General features: G+C 64.9%; 17 protein-coding genes. 4 read left to right on the plus strand and 13 right to left on the minus strand.

The features are described 5' to 3' along the window. Positions 1-357 (plus strand): VOC family protein, encoded by a 357-nt coding sequence (locus U1700_RS08935; protein ID WP_332752039.1) that lies wholly within the window; start codon positions 1-3, stop codon positions 355-357. A gap of 7 nt (positions 358-364) precedes the next feature. Here U1700_RS08935 and U1700_RS08940 read toward each other — a convergent pair whose 3' ends face one another. Continuing rightward, positions 365-2,425, minus strand: coding sequence for a ComEC/Rec2 family competence protein (locus tag U1700_RS08940; protein WP_332752041.1), 2,061 nt, complete (start codon positions 2,423-2,425; stop codon positions 365-367). Positions 2,426-2,498: 73 nt separating this feature from the next. Between U1700_RS08940 and gltX the strand changes: the two genes are divergently transcribed. Both gltX and U1700_RS08950 read left to right on the plus strand, forming a co-directional pair. Beyond that, positions 2,499-3,923 (plus strand): glutamate--tRNA ligase, encoded by a 1,425-nt coding sequence (gene gltX / locus U1700_RS08945; RefSeq protein WP_443025922.1) that lies wholly within the window; start codon positions 2,499-2,501, stop codon positions 3,921-3,923. Beyond that, positions 3,920-5,209 carry a citrate synthase gene (locus U1700_RS08950; protein WP_332752044.1) on the plus strand — a complete coding sequence of 430 codons (1,290 nt, stop codon included), beginning with the start codon at positions 3,920-3,922 and terminating at the stop codon, positions 5,207-5,209. The genes gltX and U1700_RS08950 overlap by 4 nt, the downstream gene beginning before the upstream one ends. 49 nt (positions 5,210-5,258) lie before the next feature. On the opposite strand, the gene U1700_RS08955 is transcribed toward U1700_RS08950, so the two are convergent. From U1700_RS08955 to U1700_RS08965, 3 genes are read right to left on the minus strand one after another with little or no spacing between them, the layout of a single operon-like run. Next, positions 5,259-6,602, minus strand: coding sequence for a sensor histidine kinase (locus U1700_RS08955; protein ID WP_332752045.1), 1,344 nt, complete (start codon positions 6,600-6,602; stop codon positions 5,259-5,261). Further along, on the minus strand, positions 6,595-7,635 hold the full coding sequence (locus U1700_RS08960; protein ID WP_332752046.1) for a DUF2336 domain-containing protein: 1,041 nt from the start codon (positions 7,633-7,635) through the stop codon (positions 6,595-6,597). The genes U1700_RS08955 and U1700_RS08960 overlap by 8 nt, the downstream gene beginning before the upstream one ends. Before the next feature lie 55 nt (positions 7,636-7,690). Continuing rightward, complete coding sequence (locus U1700_RS08965) at positions 7,691-8,881, minus strand: hypothetical protein (RefSeq protein WP_332752048.1); 1,191 nt, start codon at positions 8,879-8,881, stop codon at positions 7,691-7,693. Between the two features lie 116 nt (positions 8,882-8,997). On the opposite strand from U1700_RS08965, the gene U1700_RS08970 reads away from it, so the two are divergent. Beyond that, positions 8,998-11,298 (plus strand): hypothetical protein, encoded by a 2,301-nt coding sequence (locus tag U1700_RS08970; RefSeq protein WP_332752050.1) that lies wholly within the window; start codon positions 8,998-9,000, stop codon positions 11,296-11,298. Positions 11,299-11,310: 12 nt separating this feature from the next. Here U1700_RS08970 and U1700_RS08975 read toward each other — a convergent pair whose 3' ends face one another. From U1700_RS08975 to U1700_RS09015, 9 genes are read right to left on the minus strand one after another with little or no spacing between them, the layout of a single operon-like run. Further along, the gene (locus U1700_RS08975; protein WP_332752052.1) at positions 11,311-11,592 is read right to left on the minus strand and encodes a DUF1467 family protein; all 282 of its coding nucleotides are present in this window, start codon (positions 11,590-11,592) and stop codon (positions 11,311-11,313) included. A gap of 4 nt (positions 11,593-11,596) precedes the next feature. Continuing rightward, positions 11,597-13,237, minus strand: coding sequence for a ribonuclease J (locus U1700_RS08980; RefSeq protein ID WP_332752054.1), 1,641 nt, complete (start codon positions 13,235-13,237; stop codon positions 11,597-11,599). Next, on the minus strand, positions 13,234-14,013 hold the full coding sequence (locus U1700_RS08985; RefSeq protein ID WP_332752056.1) for a type III pantothenate kinase: 780 nt from the start codon (positions 14,011-14,013) through the stop codon (positions 13,234-13,236). The genes U1700_RS08980 and U1700_RS08985 overlap by 4 nt, the downstream gene beginning before the upstream one ends. Before the next feature lie 38 nt (positions 14,014-14,051). Next, positions 14,052-14,744: a biotin--[acetyl-CoA-carboxylase] ligase gene (locus U1700_RS08990; RefSeq protein WP_332752058.1), complete on the minus strand. Its 693-nt coding sequence runs from the start codon at positions 14,742-14,744 to the stop codon at positions 14,052-14,054. Positions 14,745-14,758: 14 nt separating this feature from the next. Beyond that, complete coding sequence (nuoN, locus tag U1700_RS08995; RefSeq protein ID WP_332752060.1) at positions 14,759-16,207, minus strand: NADH-quinone oxidoreductase subunit NuoN; 1,449 nt, start codon at positions 16,205-16,207, stop codon at positions 14,759-14,761. After that, the gene (locus U1700_RS09000; RefSeq protein WP_332752062.1) at positions 16,204-17,730 is read right to left on the minus strand and encodes an NADH-quinone oxidoreductase subunit M; all 1,527 of its coding nucleotides are present in this window, start codon (positions 17,728-17,730) and stop codon (positions 16,204-16,206) included. The genes nuoN and U1700_RS09000 overlap by 4 nt, the downstream gene beginning before the upstream one ends. Next, positions 17,727-19,781, minus strand: coding sequence for an NADH-quinone oxidoreductase subunit L (nuoL, locus tag U1700_RS09005; RefSeq protein ID WP_332752064.1), 2,055 nt, complete (start codon positions 19,779-19,781; stop codon positions 17,727-17,729). Before nuoL ends, U1700_RS09000 begins: the two co-directional genes overlap by 4 nt. Next, a complete protein-coding gene (nuoK, locus tag U1700_RS09010; RefSeq protein WP_332752066.1) occupies positions 19,781-20,086 on the minus strand; it encodes an NADH-quinone oxidoreductase subunit NuoK in 306 nt (101 codons plus the stop codon). The genes nuoL and nuoK overlap by 1 nt, the downstream gene beginning before the upstream one ends. Continuing rightward, complete coding sequence (locus U1700_RS09015; RefSeq protein WP_332752068.1) at positions 20,083-20,700, minus strand: NADH-quinone oxidoreductase subunit J; 618 nt, start codon at positions 20,698-20,700, stop codon at positions 20,083-20,085. The genes nuoK and U1700_RS09015 overlap by 4 nt, the downstream gene beginning before the upstream one ends. Positions 20,701-20,703 lie beyond the last annotated feature (3 nt).

The raw sequence follows: 20,703 nt of genomic DNA on the forward strand, positions 1-20,703 counted from the left end.
ATGGGCGACGAACCGGCGGGAATTCGCATCGATTATGTCGAGCTGCCCAGCCTGACGGCGCATGAACTGACCCGCGCCTTCTACACCAAGGCGTTCGGTTGGCGCTTTGCCGATTACGGCCCCGACTATTCGGCGACCGAAGGCGGCACGGTCGATGTCGGGCTCAACGGCCAGCATGACGACGCGCTGTCGGCACCGCTTCCGGTGGTTCGGGTCGAGGATCTCGACAAGGCGTTCGACGCCGTGGCGGATTCAGGCGGAATCATTGCCCGACCGATCTTTGCTTTTCCGGGCGGGCGGCGATTTCACTTCATCGATCCGTCGGGCAATGAGCTCGCGGTGTGGAGCACGCGCTAGGCTCTCGCTAGCGAACCCCCGACCATGGATGCTGCCCGACGCGGTCAGCGACGCTCTCGACCTGTGGTTCCGCGCCAAGGACAAGCGACAGGCCACCGCTCTGGCCAAGCGAATCTCGGTCCAGCTTGAGCCAGCGCGGGGTGCAGCCGCGCGGCAGGCGGCGCTCGGCGACAACGATGTCGGCGCGGGCACAGGCGGCAACTGTATCGGCCCAAGGTGCAAGATAGGCCGAGCGGAAGGCGAGGATGTCGAATCGGCGGCCGTCTCGCTCGATCGAAAAGGCGCAGGCGTCGTCATTGCAGCGTGACGAACGATCGTCCTCGATCCAGCCCGTCTCTCCGTCGAAGCCGGCACTTTCGGCGAACAGGCTGCGGGTAAAATCACCAGCACGTTCGCGCAGCATCTGCGGCGCGCCGTCGGGACCGATGACCGCGACATGGCGACCGTCGCCGCTGACCAGCAAGTCGGGCGTCGCGACGCTGATCGCGGCCAGGGCACCGGCGGCCAGCGGCGCAAGCCCCCATGCCCGTACCCTGCCCCGCCACAGGCAACACCAAAGTCCGCCCAGCACCATCGCCACGAACGCTGCGGTCGGCATTGTCGGCAGCATCGCGACCGCACCAGGCAATCCCGCGACACGGTGCGCGATCCACAGCAGGGCATCGAGCGACCAGCCCGTCGCGACCCACAACGGGTGCCCAAGCCCGACCGCGTCAAGCGCTAGCGCTGCGGCCTCGAGCGGCATCGACACAAAAGTTGTCAGCGGGATCGCCACGAGATTGGCGATCACCCCGTAGAATCCGGCGCGATGAAAATGATACAGAGCGAACGGCATAAGCGCGAATTCGACCGCCAGCCCGGACAGCAGCAATGACGATATCCGCCGCCCGAGACGCTGGAGCGGATGCTCCTCCCGCGCCGCGAGGAAGCGTTTGACCGGGCTGAACTCGTGGAGCGCGATGATCGTCGCCACCGACGCGAAGCTCATCTGGAAACTCGGCCCCACGACCGCCTCGGGGACGAACAGCATGACGATCACGGCGCCGGTCGCAACCAGGCGCAGGCTCATCGCTTCTCTCCCCAGCGCCATCCCCGCGAGGACGAGCAACGCCGCTACGCAGCTGCGAACCGTCGGGACCTGCGCACCCGTCAGCAGCGTGTAGCCGATCCCGGCTGCGGCCGCGGCCGCGGCGGATACCAGCATCAGGTTGAACCGAAGTGCCAGCACTTCGCTCAGCGCGAGCAGGCGCAGCGACAGGAACATCGTCGCCGCGACCACTGCGGCGATGTGCAGCCCGCTGACCGACAGGAGATGGGCAAGCCCCGAGCGGCGCATGGCGTCAGCGTCGAGCTTGGAGATGGCGTTCTGATTGCCGGTGGCAAAAGCAGTGGCTACGCTTCCCGAGGGGCCCGGGAGCGAGGCCTGGATATGCGCGTCGAGCCGGCTGCGTAGCCCATCGAGCCCCGAAAGCGGCGCCGAACGGGTTACGACGACCTCCCCAAGCGACTTGCCGACCGCGCCGAGCCCGTTGAACCAGGCGTCGCGGGCGAAATCGTGCCCCCCGGGGAGGGCCATCGGTGGCGGGGGCGCGAGGCGCGCGCGAAGCTGCACCGTGACGCCGCTGTTGAGGCCGGACGGCGCTTGGTCGAGGTCGAGGGTCACGCGGACCAGAGGTGGCAATTTGGCGTCTGCCGGGGCGAGTGTAAGGCGCAGCTTGCCGTCGGCGACGCGCGGCTCAACCTTGGTCACGGTCGCGGCAAAACTGGCGATGACCGGGCGATCGATGCGCGGCGCGGCGACCGTCGCCGAGCGCGTCCACGCCAACCCGACGCCGAGTGCAATCAGCGCGCCGAGCCAGGCCAGCACCATCCCGCTACGGCCGGGTACAACCAGTAACCCGGCGAGCAGCGCGGCAGCGGCGATGCACAGCAAGGCTTCCCACTGGATTGGGCCAGCCAGCCAGAACCACAGCCCAACGCCGAGTCCCAGCGCGACCGCCGCCCACAATGGCAGCTGGTTGCGCTGGCGCTCGAGGAACAGCTCCAGCCCGCCATGGACGCGCGCCATTTGCCCGCGGATGTGCAACGCTGCCAGTGGCAGCGGGGAACCTGCTATGCTACGGGCGCTCGCCCACTCCATGATGCCCCCAAGACAAAGGATCGGCCGCTTGACCGCAAGGCCAGTAGTTACACGGTTCGCGCCATCGCCAACCGGTTTTCTTCATATCGGCGGCGCCCGCACTGCCTTGTTCAACTGGCTGTTCGCGCGGCACCATGGCGGGCGCTACCTGCTCAGAATCGAAGACACTGACCGCGCTCGATCGACCCAGCCAGCGATCAACGCGATCATCGACGGGCTCGACTGGCTCGAGATCGGCGGCGACGAGCCTCCGGTGTTCCAGTTCGACCGCGCCGGACGTCATGCCGATGTAGCCGAGGAATTGCTCGCCAAGGGGCAGGCCTATCGCTGCTATCTGACGTCCGAAGAACTCGCCGAACGGCGCGCGACGGCACAGGCCGAAAAGCGCCCGTTCCGCTTGGTAAGCGAGTGGCGCGAGCGCGACGCCCCCGCCGATGGCCGCCCGTTCGTGGTGCGGATCAAGGCGCCGACCGATGGCGAGACAGTAATCGAGGACCTCGTTCAGGGCCGGGTGACCGTTGCCAACGCCGAGCTCGACGACATGGTCCTGCTGCGCTCTGACGGGTCGCCGACCTACATGTTGGCAGTGGTGGTCGACGATTCCGACATGGCGGTGAGTCACGTGATCCGCGGTGATGACCATTTGAACAATGCCTTTAGGCAGTTAACGATCGTTCGCGCGATGGGATGGGAGGAACCCGCCTATGCCCACATTCCGCTTATCCACGGACCCGATGGCGCCAAGCTGTCGAAGCGGCACGGCGCGCTGGGGGTCGATGCCTATCGCGACGAGCTGGGGATACTGCCGGAGGCGCTCGTCAATTATCTGCTGCGGCTTGGGTGGGGTCATGGCGACGACGAAATCTTCACCCGCGATCAGGCAGTGGAGTGGTTCGACCTCGATCATGTCGGCAAGGGCCCGGCGCGGATGGACTGGAAAAAGCTGGAAAGCGTCAACGGCCACTACATCCGCCACGCCGACGACCGTCGCCTCGCCGAGTTGGTTGCACCAGCCCTCGGAACTGACGCAGCGGGGCGCGAACGGCTCGTCGCCGCCATGCCCGAGCTCAAGGCCCGGGCGCATGATCTCAATGGCTTGGCCGATGGTGCTCGCTTCCTGTTCGAACAACGACCGCTGACGATCGAGCCTGCCGCCGTCGCCCTGCTGACGGGCGAATCGCGGGGTTTACTGGCCATCACGAGTAAAGCCTTCGCCGCGCTACCCGACTGGAGCCTTGAAACCATTGAAGGAGCGGTTCGCGCCGTCGCCGAAGAGACCGGCCAAAAACTGGGGAAGATCGCCCAACCGCTGCGCGCTGCGCTCACGGGGCGCACGACCTCACCCGGAATCTTTGACGTCCTCTTGCACCTCGGGCAGGGCGAAAGCATTGACCGCATCAACGACCAGTTGGAGCCGACCGAATGACCGAGCCGACCACCATCAAGACCGGTAGCAGTGAAAAAGCCTACACTACCCTGCCCGGCACGGTGGGCCCGGAAGTCGTCGATATCCGCAAATTCTATGCCGACACCGGCATGTTCACCTACGATCCGGGTTTTACCTCGACGGCATCATGCCAGAGTGCGATCACCTACATCGATGGCGATGCCGGGATATTGCTCCATCGCGGCTATCCGATCGACCAGCTGGCTGAGCAGTCGAGCTTCATGGAAGTCAGCTATCTGCTGCTTCACGGCGACTTGCCGAGTGCGACCGAACTCAAGGACTTCAGCTGGACAATCTCCCGCCACACCATGGTCCACGAGCAATTGTCGACTTTCTACCGTGGCTTCCGCCGCGATGCACATCCGATGGCGATCCTGTGCGGGGTGGTTGGCGCGCTGTCGTCATTCTATCATGACTCGACCGACATCACCGATCCCAAGCAGCGCATGATCGCGTCGCACCGGCTGATCGCCAAGATGCCGACCCTAGTCGCGATGGCGCATAAATATTCGGTCGGACAGCCGTTTCTCTATCCGCAAAACGACTTGTCCTACACCGGCAACTTCCTGCGCATGACCTTTGGCGTCCCGGCCGAACCCTATGAGGTCAATCCGATCATCGAAGCGGCGATGGACAAGATCTTCATCCTCCATGCCGATCATGAGCAAAACGCCTCGACCTCGACTGTCCGGCTGGCGGGATCGTCGGGTGCGAACCCGTTTGCCTGCATGGCGGCGGGCATCGCCTGCCTGTGGGGACCCGCGCATGGCGGGGCCAACGAGGCTGCGCTCAACATGTTGCGCGAGATTGGCGACGTGAAGCGAATTCCCGAGTACATCGCGCGGGCAAAGGACAAGAACGATCCGTTCCGCCTGATGGGCTTCGGCCACCGTGTCTACAAGAATTTCGACCCGCGCGCGAAGGTGATGAAGGCGACTGCCGACGAGGTGCTGAAAGAACTTAACATTACCGATCCGGTGCTCGACGTTGCCAAGGAGCTTGAGCATATCGCGCTCAACGACCCCTATTTCATCGAGAAGAAACTCTATCCCAATGTCGATTTCTATTCGGGTGTGATCCTCAACGCGATCGGTTTCCCGACCGAGATGTTCACCGCCTTGTTCGCCCTGGCCCGCACCGTCGGCTGGGTTGCGCAATGGAACGAGATGATATCGGACCCCGAGCAAAAGATTGGACGTCCGCGCCAACTCTACGTCGGGCAGACCGCGCGCGACTACATGCCGGTCAGCAGCCGTATCGGCTAAAGTTTATTTCAGTCGAATTGGTGCCGACTCATCTTGGGTGGAAAAGACCCTAGGCCAGCGGCAATTCTAGAGTGAACCGCGCGCCGGTGCCTGGCGCGCTGTCAAGCTGGACTTCGCCGCCCATCGATTGCGCTAGGCGGCGGGCGATAGCCAGGCCCAGCCCGGTCCCTCCGGCGTCGCTGTCGAGCCGTTCGAACCGCTGGAAGATTCGCTGCTGGTCAACGAGCGGGATGCCCGGGCCCTGGTCGGATATTGTCACCCGAGCGACGGCGACATCTGCGACGATCGAGATGGTCACGGCCCCCTCGTTCGGCGAATGACGAACCGCATTGCCGAGGATGTTGACGAGTATCTGGACCACTCCGCGTTCCTCGCCCTCGGCAAAAATGGCTGTTGATGGGTTGATGGAAACACGGACCCCGCGGGCTTCGGCACTGGCGACGGTAATTGCGATCGCTTCATTGGCACAGCCGCGCAGATCGACGCGGTGCGAGGCAGCAGCGCCCTCGCTCATCGTGCGGATGACCGACATCAGGTGGCGCCCGGCGGCGGCGATGTCGGTCGCGTAATTGGCATAGTCGCTGCGCAACGGGCCATCGCTGCGCTCGACGATCTTGTCGGCGGCGGCAATAATCCGGTCGAGCGGTGAGCGAAGCGCGGCATCGAGCCCGGCGGTAAAGCCTCTCCCCTCTGGCGCGGCGACGGGGACAACCGACAGCGATGGCGCGGGCGGCAGGGCGCGCCCGGCGAATCCAGCAAATTTGCCCGCTTCGTCGCGAAGCACTTCTCCCGATAGCAGGAGCGACACACCATCGCCGCTCCGTGGGCTCGCCTGCTGTCCAGAGAAAGGCGCGCGAGCGGCCAGCCCAGCGAGCAGCGGCAGCGTGCCGTCGTCATCCTCGTCGAGCTTAAGGTAGCGAGTCAGCGGCTGGCCCATGGCGTCGACCGGGTCAATCTTGAGCCGCTCGGCCAGATCCGGCGCGAGCGCAGTGAGTTTCAGCTCTGAATCGGTCGCCCACTCGCCCATCGCCGGATCACGCGCGACGGTCGCGTCATCGTCGGCGGCGAGGACAAGGTCGAGGCGCGGGGCGGCGGCGGGGCGCGGACGCCAACCTTCAATCTCCAGCGCGACCTCGTCGCCGTCGAGCGTGGCGCGGACCCACAAGTCATAATCATGGTTCGCGCCGGCGGCCGTAACCGGGCGTGACAGTGGCACCCCAAGTTCGCGGGCGAGGCGCACCACTGCGGCAATCTGCGGCAGCGCAAGGCGGCCGCCAAGCGACGACCCGGCCTCGAGCTGGAGCGCGGCCAGCGGCGGATCGGCTGCCACCAGTCGGCCTGCGGCATCGACTCGGCCTGTGACGATTTGCGGATCATCGGGCGCGCTAGCCATTGCGCAGGACCCGGCGAGCATCGCGATAGGAAGCAGGCAGTCGCCACTCGCCGCGCCGATCCTCGACGGCCTCTTCCCCGAACTGATCGAACATCGCCATTTCGGCGGCGGGATCGGCAATCCCCGTCAGCGCGCCGAGATCGGCCACGAGCCGCGCCGCTGTCGGTCGAGCAAGCCCGGCAAGCCGCGCGAGCAGCACCAGCCGCCCCTCGCCGCCGGCAATGAGATGATCCCAGCTGCGGTCCTCGGGAAGTCCCCCGCGCCGCGCAAGGATCGCCGCGAGAAGCGCCGTCTCACCCTCGGCGGCGGCGTCTGCCACCAATGCATCGTCGAGTCGGCCAGCGCGTTCGAGCATTCGCACTAGCGCGGCAAGCATCGCGTCGATCCGCTGATTTTCATCATGGCGCGAAAGCAGGGTTCCAGCCCCCGCAGCGAGCGCGCGGTCGATTCCGGGATGTGCGGGGAGCGGCTGGCGGATGCCAGCGGCAACTGCATTGACCACCGCGACGGCTTCCTCGGCGGGAAGGTCATCGAACAGCAGGCGGCCTTGGCCATAGCGATCGCGGCGTCGGCCGCGCGCGATCACCAGGGCCATGGCGCAGGCCGCGAGCTCGCCATCGCTGTCTGCAACCCAGCGCTGGACGAGCGGCGGACGGCCGGGCTGCTGGCGCAGCTGGAGGTTGGCGGCGAGGCGCTGCTCGTCGGCGCGCCGCAGGAGCAAGGACACAAGTACCGGGCGATCGAGCAGTCCGCTCGACCACAGCCGGGCGATCAGCGCATCATGTCCCTCGGCGGCGATCGAATCGAGCCCATCGGTGAGCCCTGCGACAAGTTCGTCGGCAATAGTCGAGACGAGATCGTCGAGCATCGTCGTCATCAGCGCCCGCTCCTGCTCGGACAAGCGCGCTGCGGGATCGAGGAAGAAGTCGCGACGGACGGTATCTAGCCGGATCCACCCCGCGCGGCGCGCAGGGTCGACCGGGCGGTCTGCTGCTCGGGCAGCGATCGGCCATTCCTCAGACATCATCATCATCGGCGACCATTAGCCGATTGAAGTTAACGCCGCCTCAATCCGCTTTGGGGCGGTTTCAGTCGCCAACAATGCGGTGGCGCAAATGCTGGACGAGAAAGAAGCTGCTCGCGGCATAGAGGACCAAAACGGCGAGCAGGCCATTCCACCAGCCTGCGACGGCAAAGGGCAGCGCCAGGAAAATGGCATTGCGGCGCGAGAAGATCCACGGCTCGAACGGCGCTGGCTGTCCCGCGCGCTCGATCCGCAGCGCCTGGGCGAACCCGCATGCCGACAGCGCCGCAATGAGCGGTCCCCACCCGCCTCCGCCGTGGCGAAAACTGTCCCATCCCAGAGCCAGGAGCGCAGCCCCTGCAGCGGGCCACAATGCGCGCTTGGTCCACAACGCCCGCGACAGGGGTTTCAGCCGAAGCGTTCCGAGCCTCGTCGCGACAAGATCGAGCGGGGTCGAAAGGACCAGCATGGCAAGCGCTTGCCACAACCAACTTCGCGTAAAGGCAAAGGCCGCGGCCAGCGTCAGGGACAGCGCGGCGCCAACCAGCCACTCCGGCCTGAGCCGCGTTTCCATCAGCCGTTCGGTCGCGAATTCCTCAATTATCGGCAGCAGGAAGCGGCTGGCGACGTCATGCCGCTGCCCCCGCGACGCGAGCAGCAGGCGTTTTTCGAATCCGCCCAGCGCCTCGGCATTGTCGGCAAGCAGCGGCCCACCCCCCGGCCCATCGAGCCGGATCAAGCGCGCCCCGCCCTGCACCGAACGACGCAGCAAGGTCGACTGAAGGTCCCAGTCGCCAAGCATCGCCGCTGTCGAGCCGAGCGTCGAGCTGCTTACCAGCGCAATGCCCGCCCAGCGATTGCTGCTGTCGATCCGCTCATACGCCGCATGGGCTTCATCGTCGGGCAGAGTCGCGATCGCGGGTTCGTCGAGCTCGACCAGTCGAGCAATGTCGCCAACGTCGGGAGCAATGCCGTCGGCCAGCTCGAGGATCAGCGTGCCCGCCTCGAACCGCGACGCTGCCTCGTTGCCGTCGCTGACCGGGATGACGCTGATCCCTTCCTGGCGCAGCCGATCCATCGCGTCCTGAAGCGCGACGGGAACGCGCTCGACCAGGATCACGATCGGCGCCGCGCCCGCCGCTTCGACACAGCGAGCCTGATATTCCAGCAGGGTCCGGCCGGCGAGCGGAAGCAGCGCGCGAAGCTCGCCGCGGTCGTCTTCCTGATAAGCGCCGATCAGCGCGCCCAACGTCATGCCCGTCCCCGTATCCCTCTGGGTCCGCCTTAGGCCAAGGCACGGGCGCAAGGCCAGCCTGACCGGCACCACTTTGTTCGCTTTGACTTAGAGCCGAAGATGGTAAACTATCCCTTATGGAACCGCACCCACTCCGCTCCGCCCCGTCCGAAGGCTCGCGCGATGAGGTGCCGCTTGGCGCCTACGCCGATCCAGTAATCGACGAGGTCGGCTTCAACGTCGGCCAGTGGGAAGAAACGCGTGCCGAACATGATGGCGCGGGCGGGCGGATGGTGCTTGGCTGGGCGCTCGCGGTGCTGGCGACGCTGTGGCTGGCCTACAGCGCATGGTCGGCCGGGCGAGCCCTTGGCGGCGTGCCTCTCGATGCCCCGGCGCTGGCGCAATGGATTGCGGTCGTGACCGGGCCGTTGGCGCTGCTCGGGCTTGGCTGGCTGATGTTCGGGCGGACCCGCCGCAAGGAGGCCGAACGCTTCACCCGATCGGTGATCGCGATGCGCAACGAGGCGCGTTCACTGGAAGGGCTGTTGGCGGTGCTTGGCACCCGGATCAGCGAAAGTCATGACGCGCTTCGGTCGATGTCGGCGCAGTTGATGACCTTGGGCGAGGAAACTGCGCAACGCCTTGGCGGCGTGACCCGCGAACTCGACGAGGGATCGCAGCGATTGTCGCAGCATGGCGCCGCGCTCGATCAGGCAACCAATGCCGCGCGGACCGATATTGGGGTGCTGCTCGCCGACCTACCCGTGGCCGAAGCGCATGCTGTATCGATGGCTGCGCGGCTTCGCGATGCAGGCACAGACGCCGCGCGCCAAGCCGAACTGTACGCGGCACAAATTGCCACGCTGACCGAGCGCACCGCAGCAGCCGACGTCGTGGTTGGCGATGCCTCCGGCCGGCTGGTCACCCACCTCACCCACATCGAAAGCGCCAGCGCCGCCGCGCGCGCCCAGCTCGAGGAAGTCGCCGCCTCGCACCGCAGCGAAATCGAGAGCTTGCTCGGCCACGCCGCCGACGCGCTCGACCAGATCCGCAGCGGAATCGACGCGCAGGCCGCGACCGTCGCCGCCCTCGTTGCACAAGCGTCGGCTGGACTCGGCCAGGCCGGGATCGAATCGGCACAGGCGCTCGGCAGCCACCTCGGCTATGCTACCAATGCGCTTGACGGCCTGTCGAGCCGGGTTGCCGAACAGGAACGCGCATCGCAGCGACTGATGGCCGATCTCGACACCGGGCTAGCCTCGCTCGATGAGCGATTCCAGCAACTTGCGCAGGATGGCGATCACCGCGCCACGACCATGCTCGGAGCACTTGGCCGGGTCCGCGGGGAATTGGCCGCGCTTGGCGAACTGGCGAGTGGGCATGACGGACTGGTCGACCAGCTCGCCCACCGCACCGATGCCATGCGCGGCGCGGTCGAGGAATTGACCGATCATGTGCGCGATGCGCTGACCACGGCGCTGACCGAGGCCGAGAGCGGTGCTGCACGCCTGGTCGGGCAAGTCGAAACCACCCGCCCCGCGATCGGCGAAGTCCGCGATGCGGCGGTCGAGGCGAGCGAGCGACTGGCGAGTGGCGCCGGGGCGATCGAGGCACAGCATGATCGACTAGCCGCGCTGCTGGCGGCGGTTGACACCGGAATTGGCGGCGCGGAAACGCGGCTTGGCGAGCTTGGCGGTGCGATCGCTGCAGCAACCGCCGATGCCGACCGGTTGGCGCATGAAACCGGCCCGGCACTGGTCGCGGCGATGATGCAGGTACGCGAAGCCGCTGCCCACGCCGCCGAACGAGCGCGCGACGCCATCGCAGCAGTTATTCCCGAAAGCGCCGCAAACCTCTCCGCCGCTGCCCGAGCGGCGCTCGAGCAGGCGGTCCAGGCGACCGTCGCCGAGCAGTTGCGCGACGTCGAGCGGGTCGCGGTGCGCGCGGTCGAAGCGGCGCATGGCGCGTCCGAACGACTGACCCGCCAGATGCTGACGATCGGTCAGAGCGCGTCTGCACTCGAAGCGCATATCGAGCGCAATCACGACGCCCAGCGCCAGAATGACAGCGACGAATTCGCCAAGAAAGTCGCGCTGCTGATCGATTCGCTTCACTCGGCCTCGATCGACGTCGGCAAAATCCTGTCCGACGAAATCGACGACAAGAACTGGACCGCTTACCTCAAGGGCAATCGTGGGGTGTTCACGCGCCGCGCGGCCCGGCTGCTGGGCGGCGGAGAAGCTCGCGCGATCACCGCGCACTATGACAATGACCGCGAGTTTGCGGGCTCGGTCAATCGCTACGTCACCGACTTTGAATCGATGCTCCGCCGCGTCATGGCCGAGCGTGACGGCGGCATCATGGCGGTGACGCTGATGTCGTCGGACGTCGGCAAACTCTATGCGGCGCTCGCTGCGGCGGTCGACCGCAAGCGGTGATCCGGCAAGGGCTTAGCCTTGGTTGCCGAAGATCCGGTGGTAAAAGTCGAAACTCTCGGTGCCGACCCAGCCGTAGACCCAATTGAGGTCGTAGAGCGTGAACAATGCCGTCGCGATGATCGCCGACCGGACGGCGTGGCGCTTCACATCGAACCGATGCGGCGCGCTGTCGGCCTGACCCGCGACCTTGGCGGTACCGGCTTCCTCATCAGTCCTGACTCCGAATGACAGCGACACGAACGCCACCGCGACGAAGAACAGGAACCAGATCGCGATCGACGCGCCGATGCTCATCGCGTCAATTCAATTCGATCAGGCTGACGTCGATCGTCGGCTTCTTGCCAGTCCACAAGGTGGCGCAACGGCGGACTGCCAGACGAACCGCCTCAAGCGTCTTGGCGGGGTCCTTGCCTGGCTCCCATGCGCGGGTCGCGGCATCGGTCGCGTCGACGATAAAATCCTCAAGGTCGGCCTCGACTGGCACCCCGAACGCCCGGATCAGCGGACGCCCCGCCAGCTTGCGCCCCTGCCCAACCGGGAGCGCGACTGTCATCAACCCGTCGCGCGACAGGCGGCGGCGGGTGTTGATGGTCGTCCCATCGGCCGGAAGGATAACGTCACCGTCCAGCACGAGGCGTCCGACCCGCTCGGTACCGATCTTCTTTGGTCCATTTGGCGACAGGCGGATGACGTCGCCATTCTCCTGCTTGATCGCCTTGGGGATACCGTTGGCGAGCCCCCAGCGGGCATGTTCGGCGAGATGGCGCGGCTCGCCATGGACCGGCACCAGTATCTCGGGCCGCATCCACTCGAACATCTTGGCAAGCTCGGGTCGCCCCGGATGGCCCGACACATGGACATGCGCCTGGCGCTCGGTGACCGTCAGCACGCCGAGCTCGCTCAGCTGGTTCATGATCCGGCCGATGGCGAGCTCGTTGCCCGGGATTTGCTTCGACGAGAAAATTACCGTGTCGCCCTCGCCCATTTTGATCTCGTGAGCCCCGCCGGCGATGCGGCCGAGCGCGGCGCGGGGCTCGCCCTGCCCACCGGTCGCGACGATCAGGACATCGCCCTTTGGCAGGCGCATCGCCTCGTCGAACCGCACGACATCGGGGAAGTCGAGCAGATAGCCCGTTGCCTTGGCGACCTTCAAAATCCGGTCGAGGCTTCGCCCCGCCACGCACACGGTACGCCCCGCTTCGGCGGCAACCCGCCCGATCGTGGCGAGCCGCGCCGCGTTGGAAGCAAAAGTGGTCACGAGCACGCGGCCCTTGGCCTTGCCAATCTCGGCTGCAAGTCCGGCGGCCACGCTTTCTTCGCTGCCCGACACGGTTTCCTGGAAGACATTCGTCGAATCGCACACCAGAGCGAGGATTCCCTCGTCGCCAATCTTGGTCAGCGTCTCGGCCGAAGCAGGATGACCAAGCACCGGGGTCTCATCGATTTTCCAGTCGCCGGTGTGGAAAATCTTGCCATAAGGCGTCTCGATCAGCACGCCATTGCCCTCGGGAATCGAGTGGGCGAGCGGGACGTAAGTGACACGGAACGGCGCGAGATCGACTGATCCCCCACGCTTGATGATGTTGAGCTTGACCTTGCCCGACAGCCCCTCTTCCTCAAGCTTGCCGGCAATCAGCCCTGCCGTGAACGGGGTCGCATAAAGCGGCACGCCAAGGTCAGCCGCCATATAGGGCAGCGCGCCGATATGGTCCTCATGGCCGTGCGTCAGGACAATCCCGACAAGGTCCTTGCGGCGCTTCTCGATAAACTCAAGCTCGGGCAGGATCAGGTCGATGCCCGGCGTGTCACCGTCGGCGAAGGTCAGGCCTAGGTCGAGCATCAGCCATTTGCCGTCGCACCCATAAAGGTTGACGTTCATCCCGATCTCGCCCGACCCCCCCAGCGCGAGGAAGAGAAGTTCTTTGCCGGGGGTGGTCATGGACGAGCTTTCTGGGCGAGCAGGGCAAGGCCCTGGATGGTGAGATCGGGTTCGATTCGATCGAACGCGTCGGTGTGTTGGTCGAACAATGTGGCAAGGCCGCCAGTTGCAAGGACAGTGACGGGACGACCGATCTCGGCCTTGAGCCGCGCAACCAGTCCCTCGATCATCGCAATATAGCCCCAATAGATGCCGATCAGCATCTGGCTTTCGGTCGTGCGGCCAATCACGCTGGTGTTTGCCGGCGCCTCGATCGCGATCCGGGGCAGCTTGGCGGCGGCGGCGACCAGCGCGTCGAGGCTTAGGTTAATGCCTGGAGCAATGATCCCGCCCTTGTAGGCGCCGCTGCCGTCGACCACGTCAAACGTCGTCGCGGTTCCGAAATCGATCACGATCAGGTCTCCGGCTTGAATGTTATGTGCGGCAATCGAATTGAGGGCACGGTCCGCCCCGACGCTTTTGGGTTCATCGACGTCGAGCGCGATATCGTAGGGCGCGGAGGCAGACCCGGCGATCATCGGCGTCACGTGGAAATATTTCTCGGCCAGCACTTCCAGATTATGGAGCGCGCGCGGAACGACGGTGCCGATGATCACCGCGCTGACGTCGCTGCGGCCGTAACCCTCGAGTTCGAGCAGCTGGTGGAGCCACACGGCATATTGGTCGGCGGTGCGGCGGGCGTCGGTCGCGATCCGCCAGCGGGCGCGGATCGTCCGCGTCTCATCGACCAGGGCAAAGACGAGATTGGTGTTTCCGGCGTCGACAGCAAGCAGCATGGCGCGGCCCTAGACCGGTTGGTCCAAGAAGGCGAGCATCAGTCGAGAGTGACGTCACCGGCGCGGACGATCTCGATTGCCCCCCCATCGAGCCGCAGTCGAAGCGAGCCATCGGGGTCGAGCCCCTCGAAGTGCCCCGCCAGTCTTTTCCCGGATCCGTCATGAACGCTCAGCGCGGTCCCGACCGGATGCGCACGGGCTAGCCAGGCGCGGCCGAACCAGACGGGGTCCGACGCGCGCCACAGGCCGATGAGGCGCGCCATGCTTGCCGCCAGGATCGGCGCGAGTGCTTGCGGAGTGATCACCCGTTCGAGGCTGGCGGTGGCGCGTCCCTCGATTGCCGGGGCCTCGGCAAGATTGATCCCAAATCCCGCAACGATGCGGTCTCCCGATCGCTCGAGCAGGATCCCGGCGAGCTTCGCCTGCCCCAGCAACAGGTCATTGGGCCATTTGAGCAGCGTCGCCGCGCCCGGCGCGACGGCGTCGATTGCCTCGATCAGGGCCAGCCCGCACGCCAGCGACAGTCCCGGCGCTGGGGGATCGTCGTGGCGGAGCTGAATGATTGTCGATCCGGCAAAATTGCCATCGAACGAAGACCAGGCCCGACCCTGGCGGCCCCTGCCCTCGTCCTGCGCCAGCGCCACCAGCCAGTCGCCCTCGATTGCGCCATGGTCACCCAGCAGGACGGCATTAGTCGATCCGACGCAGTCGACGACGCGGATCCTGCCCATCTCTTGCGAACCGATCAGAAAAGGCTGCTCGCGGCATTGCCGGTCAGGCGGGTGATGGGGCCGATCAGAAGATAGCCGAGCGGTGAGATAAAGATGGCCAACATCGTGATCAGCGCTCCCTCAAGTGGCGCACGAACCTTGCCGAGCGGGGCGGCGGGCGCGTCAAAGTAAAGGATTTTGACGATCTTGATATAATAATAGGCGCCGACCACCGTTCCCAAAATGCCGATGACCGACAGCCAGATCAGCCCGGCATGAACCGCGGCGATAAACACGGCCAGCTTCGACCAGAAGCCAAGGAAGGGCGGAATGCCTGCCAGGCTGAACGTGAAGAAGGCCAGCGCGGCGGCAAGGCCGGGACGCGACTGCGACAGGCCCGAAAGCGCCGACAATTGTTCGACCGGCTGGCCATCCTCGTCGCGCAAGCGAAGCACGCACAGGAAGGCGCCGAGCGTCATGGCAAGATAGACCGCCATGTAGAACAGCACCGAACTCGCACCCTGCAGCCCGCCTGCGGCGAGCCCGATCAGTGCGAAACCGACATTGTTGATGGACGAGTAAGCAAGCAGTCGCTTGATGTTGGTCTGGCCGTAGGCGGCAATCGCGCCGAGCAGGATCGAGGCGACCGCGACGACGATGACGATTTGGCGCCACGCATCGATCGCTGGGCCAAGCGCGCCAAGGCAGACCCGGGTCGCGAGCAGGACCGCCGCGACCTTGGGGGCCGAGGCGAAGAAGGCGGTCACCGGGGTCGGCGCGCCCTCGTATACGTCGGGGGTCCACATGTGGAACGGCACGGCGCTGATCTTGAAGGCGAGGCCAGCGAGTAGGAAAACTAACCCAAACAGCAGACCGAGCGAGTGCGGTCCCTCGCGCAGGAACGCCCCGGCGATGCCGCTGAACTCGGTCGTCCCGGTAAATCCGTAAAGCAGCGAAATCCCGTAGAGCAGGATCCCCGAGGCCAGGCTTCCCAGCACGAAATATTTGAGACCCGCTTCGGCCGAGCGCGCATCGCTGCGGCGATAGGAGGCGAGCACATAGGCAGCGAGGCTCTGCAGCTCCAGCCCGACGTACAGCGTGATCAGGCTGGTCGCCGAGACCATCACGGCCATGCCGATGCTCGAAAACAGGATCAGCACCGGATATTCGGCGCCGTGCTGGCCCTCGCCATCCTCGCCGACCATCTGCCCGAACCAGCCATGCGCGCCGATGATCGCGACCGCAGCACCTAGGAAGATCAGCATCTTGCCGAACGCCGAAAAGCCATCGGCAGCGACAATCCCGCCGAACAATGGCCCGCTCTCCTGCGGCGCGCCGATCAGCATGATCGTGGCCGCGACCAGCAGCGCGACCGCGCCGCCACTGGTGATCGCCCCGGCCTTCCTGACGAAGGCAGCGACCATCATCAGCGCGATCGCGCCGACCGTCAGGACGAGTTCGGGGAGGAGCGCGGCGAAGTTCATTCTGTGGGCGCCCCGTGGGTCGTCGGCAGGACCGGCTTGCCCGGCATGAAGTGCGAATCCCCGGCGGGGGTCGCGGGATGAAGTCGGACGAGCAGCCGCCCGACATCGGCGCGCATCGGCGCCATGAAGCTTTCAGGGTAAACCCCCATCCACAGCACCACTGCGGCAATCGGCGCGAGCAGCCAATATTCACGCGCGTTTAGGTCGGGCATCGCGGCGGCATCAGCATTGTCCGACGTCCCGAACACGATCCGGCGATAGAGGTAGAGCATATAGGCCGCACCGAGAATAATCCCCGTCGTCGCGACCACCGCGCCCCAGCTTGATGCACGGTAGGTACCGGTCAGCGCCAGGAATTCGCCAACGAACCCGCTGGTACCTGGCAAACCGACGCTCGCCATGGTGAACAGCATGAACAGCAGCGCATAGCCCGGCATGTTGTTGGCGAGCCCACCGTAACGCGCAATCTCGCGGGTGTGGAGACGGTCATAGATGACGCCAACACACAGGAACAGGGCGCCCGAGACGAGCCCGTGGCTGAGCATGACGATCAGCGCGCCTTCGATCCCCTGCCGGTTGAAGGCGAACAACCCGAACGTCACGAACGCCATGTGCGCGACCGACGAGTAAGCGATCAGCTTCTTCATGTCTTTCTGCACCAGCGCGACCAGGCTGGTGTAGACGACCGCAATCCCGCTCATCACGAAGACAAGGGGCAAGAAGTGCGCCGAAGCCTCCGGGAACATCGGCAGGCTGAATCGAATAAATCCGTACCCGCCCATTTTGAGCAACACACCAGCCAGAATCACTGATCCGGCAGTCGGTGCCTGGACATGGGCGTCGGGCAGCCAGGTGTGGACGGGCCACATCGGCATCTTCACCGCGAAGCTGGCGAAGAAGGCCAGCCACAACCAGGTCTGAAGTCCCGGCTCGAAGTTGTAGGCCATCAGTGCGGGGATATAACTGGTACCGGTGATGCCGATCATGACCAGCATCGCGATCAGCATCAGTACCGACCCGGCGAGGGTATAGAGGAAGAATTTATAGCTCGCGCGGATCCGCTCGACCCCGCCCCAGATACCGATAATGAGGTACATCGGGATCAGCCCGGCTTCGAAAAAGATGTAGAACAGCAACAGGTCCTGCGCCGCGAAGACGCCGATCATCAGCGCTTCCATCAACAGGAACGCCGCCATATATTCGGGCACGCGCTTCTCGATCGAGCGCCATGACGCACCTATGCAGATCGGCATCAGGAACACGCTGAGCATGATTAGCATCAACGCGATGCCATCGATCCCGAGCGCCCAGCTAAGGGAGTTTCCCGCCAGCGCATGATGTTCGACGAACTGCCACTGCGGTCCGCCGGTGACATATTGCGACCACATCAGGATGCCGAGCGCGAGATTTAGCAAGGTTGCGGCAAGCGCAATCCAGCGCGCGCTGCTTGCCGACGCGAACAGGCAGGCCACGCTGGCAACCAGCGGGATCGTAATCAAAAGGGTGAGAAATGGCACGCTCATCGGGCCCACCACATCGCCCAGGTCGCCGCCCCGATCAGCCCCAGTAGCATGACCAGCGCATAGCTGGTGACATAGCCAGACTGGACCCGGGCAGTCACCCGGTTGCCGAGGCCGACGAGCGTCGCCGCGCCATGCGGTCCAAAGCGGTCGATCGTCTGCTCGTCCCCGCGATGCCAGAAGAAGCGGCCAATGGCGAAGGCGGGGCGGACGAAGATCAGGTCATAGAGCTCGTCGAAATACCATTTGTGCATCAGGAAGTCGTGAAGCCCCGGGAAGGTCGCGACGAAGCGGCCCGGAGCCCCCGGATCGCGCAGATAATTGTTCATCGCGATCGCCAGCCCGATCAGCATGACGATCGTTGGGGTGAAGCTGACGAGGAACGGCACGGCATGTGCCGCGTGGGCGAGATGCTCGTTGAAGGCGAGGCTCCCGCGCCAGAACTCGCCCGCGCCCTCGGGCGAGACGAAATAATGTTCGAACGCAAAGCCCGCGAATACCGCCCCGACCGACAGCAGCACCAGTGGCGTCAGCATCGACCACGGGCTTTCATGCGGGTGATAGCCGCCGGTGCCCGAACTCGCATGGACGCCGTGATCATGCGCGCTGTCATGGTCGCTGTTGTCCATGCTCTCCTGCTCGTGATCGCCGTGGAGGGCATGCTGGATATGCTCCGACGCCGCCCAGCGCGCATCGCCGAAGAAGGTCAGGAAGATCAACCGCCACGAATAAAAGCTGGTCAGCAGCGCGGCAAAGGCACCGAGGAAGAAGGCGATATTGCCATGGACCGTCCCGCTGGCGAACGCGCTTTCGAGGATCGAATCCTTCGAATAGAAGCCGGCGAACCCAAACAGCCCGGCGATCCCGACCCCGGTGATTGCCAGCGTGCCCGCGACCATCGTCCAGAAGGTGATTGGGATCTGCTTACGCAGCGCGCCATAGTAGCGCATGTCCTGCTCATGGTGCATCGCGTGAATCACCGAACCGGCGCCGAGGAACAGCAACGCCTTGAAGAAAGCGTGGGTGAAAAGGTGGAACATCGCCGCCCCGAATGCGCCCGACCCTGCCGCGAAGAACATGTAGCCAAGCTGCGAACAGGTCGAATAAGCGATCACCCGCTTGATGTCGTTCTGGACGCAACCGACCGTCGCGGCGAAGATGCAGGTCGCGGCACCAACATAAGTCACGACCGTCATCGCCGTCTCGCTGGTGATGAACATCGGCGACAGGCGGCAGACCATGAACACGCCCGCAGTGACCATTGTTGCGGCATGGATCAGCGCCGACACTGGCGTCGGCCCCTCCATCGCGTCGGGCAGCCAGGTGTGGAGCCCCAATTGCGCCGACTTGCCCATCGCCCCGACGAACAGCAGCAGGCAAAGGATCGTCATCGTGTTCGCGGTCATGCCCGCAAAGTGGAGCGTCGATCCCGCCATGCCGGGGGCAGCAAGCAAAATCGCCGGGATCGAGACTGTCCCGAAAACCAGGAAGGTGCCGAAAATGCCGAGCGAAAAGCCGAAGTCGCCAACGCGGTTGACGACAAACGCCTTGATCGCGGCGGCGTTCGCGCTCGGTTTATGATACCAGAAACCGATCAGCAGATAGGATGCGAGGCCCACCCCTTCCCAGCCGACGAACATCTGCACCAGCGTATCGGCGGTAACCAGCATCAGCATCGCGAAAGTGAACAGCGACAGATAGGCGAAAAAGCGCGGTTGGCTGTCGTCCTCCGCCATATAGCCCCAGCTGTAGAGGTGGACGAGGCTCGACACCGAAGTGACGACGACCAGCATCACCGCCGTCAGCGTGTCGACCTTCAACGCCCAGTCGACATTCATCCCGTCCGATCGGATCCAGTCGAGGACATGGACCGTAGTCGGCTCGGCTGTGCCCATGAGGAAGCTGATGAAGATCGGCCACGACAGCGCGCACGACGCGAACAGGGCGCCGGTGGTGACGAATTTCGCCGGGACCTTGCCGATAATCCGCCCGCCAAGCCCGGCGACGAGCGCGGCCAGCAGGGGCAGGAATACAATGAGAATGATCGGGTGCATCACCCGTGCATCCGGTTGGCGTCGTCAACCGCGATCGTGCCGCGGCGGCGGAAGAAAATAACGAGAATGGCGAGCCCGATTGCCGCCTCCGACGCCGCCACGGTCAGCACGAACATCGCGAAAATCTGCCCGACGAGGTCACCGGCAAAGGCGCTGAACGCGACCAGGTTGATGTTGACCGCGAGCAGGATCAGCTCGATCGCCATCAGCATCAAAATGATGTTCCGGCGATTGAGGAAGATGCCGAGCACGCCGATGGTGAACAGGATCGCAGCAACCGCGAGATAGTGGAAAAGACCGATCACAACACGACCCCTTCGCCGACGGTCGGCTGGGTATTGCGCGTCGCTTCCGACGGCACGCGGGCAATCTGCCGTGCGATGTTCTGGCCGCGGGTGTCGCTGCGGCTGCGGTGGGTCAGCACGATCGCCCCGATCATCGCGACGAGCAGGATCAGCCCGGCGATTTCGAACGGATAGAGGAAGCGGCTGTAGAGCATGGTTCCGATGCCCACGATGTTGGGCTGGACCGGGCCAGTGGCGGCGACAGCGTGGGGCACGAGTCCGGCGTTGGGCCCGGCACTGCGCACTCCGGTCGCGATCACGATCTCCGCGAGCAGGACCAGCGCGATCAGCAGCCCGAACGGCATGTTCTTGGTGAACCCGCTGCGCAGCGCAGCAAAGTCGATGTCGAGCATCATCACCACGAACAGGAACAGCACCGCGACCGCGCCGACGTAGACGATCACCAGCAGCATCGCGATGAACTCGGCGCCCAGGATCAGCATCAGCCCGGCGGCATTGAAAAAAGCCAGGATCAGCCACAGCACGCTATGCACCGGGTTGCGCGCGAAAATCACAAGCAGCGCGGGCGCGATGGTCAGCGTCGCGAACAGGTAAAAGGCGATGGTGGTGATCATGGG

Origin of the sequence: Sphingomonas sp. RB1R13 (genome assembly GCF_036663775.1) — a bacterium.
Classification (GTDB): Bacteria; Pseudomonadota; Alphaproteobacteria; order Sphingomonadales; family Sphingomonadaceae; genus Sphingomicrobium.

What these genes read in the sequence shown, in the direction of transcription:
- U1700_RS08990 (WP_332752058.1), bottom strand. Translation starts at nt 14,744, where the DNA reads ATGGGCAGGATCCGCGTCGTCGACTGCGTCGGATCGACTAATGCCGTC.
- U1700_RS08980 (WP_332752054.1), bottom strand. Translation starts at nt 13,237, where the DNA reads ATGACCACCCCCGGCAAAGAACTTCTCTTCCTCGCGCTGGGGGGGTCG.
- U1700_RS08970 (WP_332752050.1), top strand. Translation starts at nt 8,998, where the DNA reads ATGGAACCGCACCCACTCCGCTCCGCCCCGTCCGAAGGCTCGCGCGAT.
- U1700_RS08975 (WP_332752052.1), bottom strand. Translation starts at nt 11,592, where the DNA reads ATGAGCATCGGCGCGTCGATCGCGATCTGGTTCCTGTTCTTCGTCGCG.
- U1700_RS08955 (WP_332752045.1), bottom strand. Translation starts at nt 6,602, where the DNA reads ATGGCTAGCGCGCCCGATGATCCGCAAATCGTCACAGGCCGAGTCGAT.
- U1700_RS08940 (WP_332752041.1), bottom strand. Translation starts at nt 2,425, where the DNA reads ATGGCGCGCGTCCATGGCGGGCTGGAGCTGTTCCTCGAGCGCCAGCGC.
- U1700_RS08935 (WP_332752039.1), top strand. Translation starts at nt 1, where the DNA reads ATGGGCGACGAACCGGCGGGAATTCGCATCGATTATGTCGAGCTGCCC.
- nuoL (WP_332752064.1), bottom strand. Translation starts at nt 19,781, where the DNA reads ATGCACCCGATCATTCTCATTGTATTCCTGCCCCTGCTGGCCGCGCTC.
- U1700_RS09000 (WP_332752062.1), bottom strand. Translation starts at nt 17,730, where the DNA reads ATGAGCGTGCCATTTCTCACCCTTTTGATTACGATCCCGCTGGTTGCC.
- U1700_RS08960 (WP_332752046.1), bottom strand. Translation starts at nt 7,635, where the DNA reads ATGATGATGATGTCTGAGGAATGGCCGATCGCTGCCCGAGCAGCAGAC.
- U1700_RS08950 (WP_332752044.1), top strand. Translation starts at nt 3,920, where the DNA reads ATGACCGAGCCGACCACCATCAAGACCGGTAGCAGTGAAAAAGCCTAC.
- nuoN (WP_332752060.1), bottom strand. Translation starts at nt 16,207, where the DNA reads ATGAACTTCGCCGCGCTCCTCCCCGAACTCGTCCTGACGGTCGGCGCG.
- gltX (WP_443025922.1), top strand. Translation starts at nt 2,499, where the DNA reads ATGCCCCCAAGACAAAGGATCGGCCGCTTGACCGCAAGGCCAGTAGTT.
- U1700_RS08985 (WP_332752056.1), bottom strand. Translation starts at nt 14,013, where the DNA reads ATGCTGCTTGCTGTCGACGCCGGAAACACCAATCTCGTCTTTGCCCTG.
- U1700_RS09015 (WP_332752068.1), bottom strand. Translation starts at nt 20,700, where the DNA reads ATGATCACCACCATCGCCTTTTACCTGTTCGCGACGCTGACCATCGCG.
- U1700_RS08965 (WP_332752048.1), bottom strand. Translation starts at nt 8,881, where the DNA reads ATGACGTTGGGCGCGCTGATCGGCGCTTATCAGGAAGACGACCGCGGC.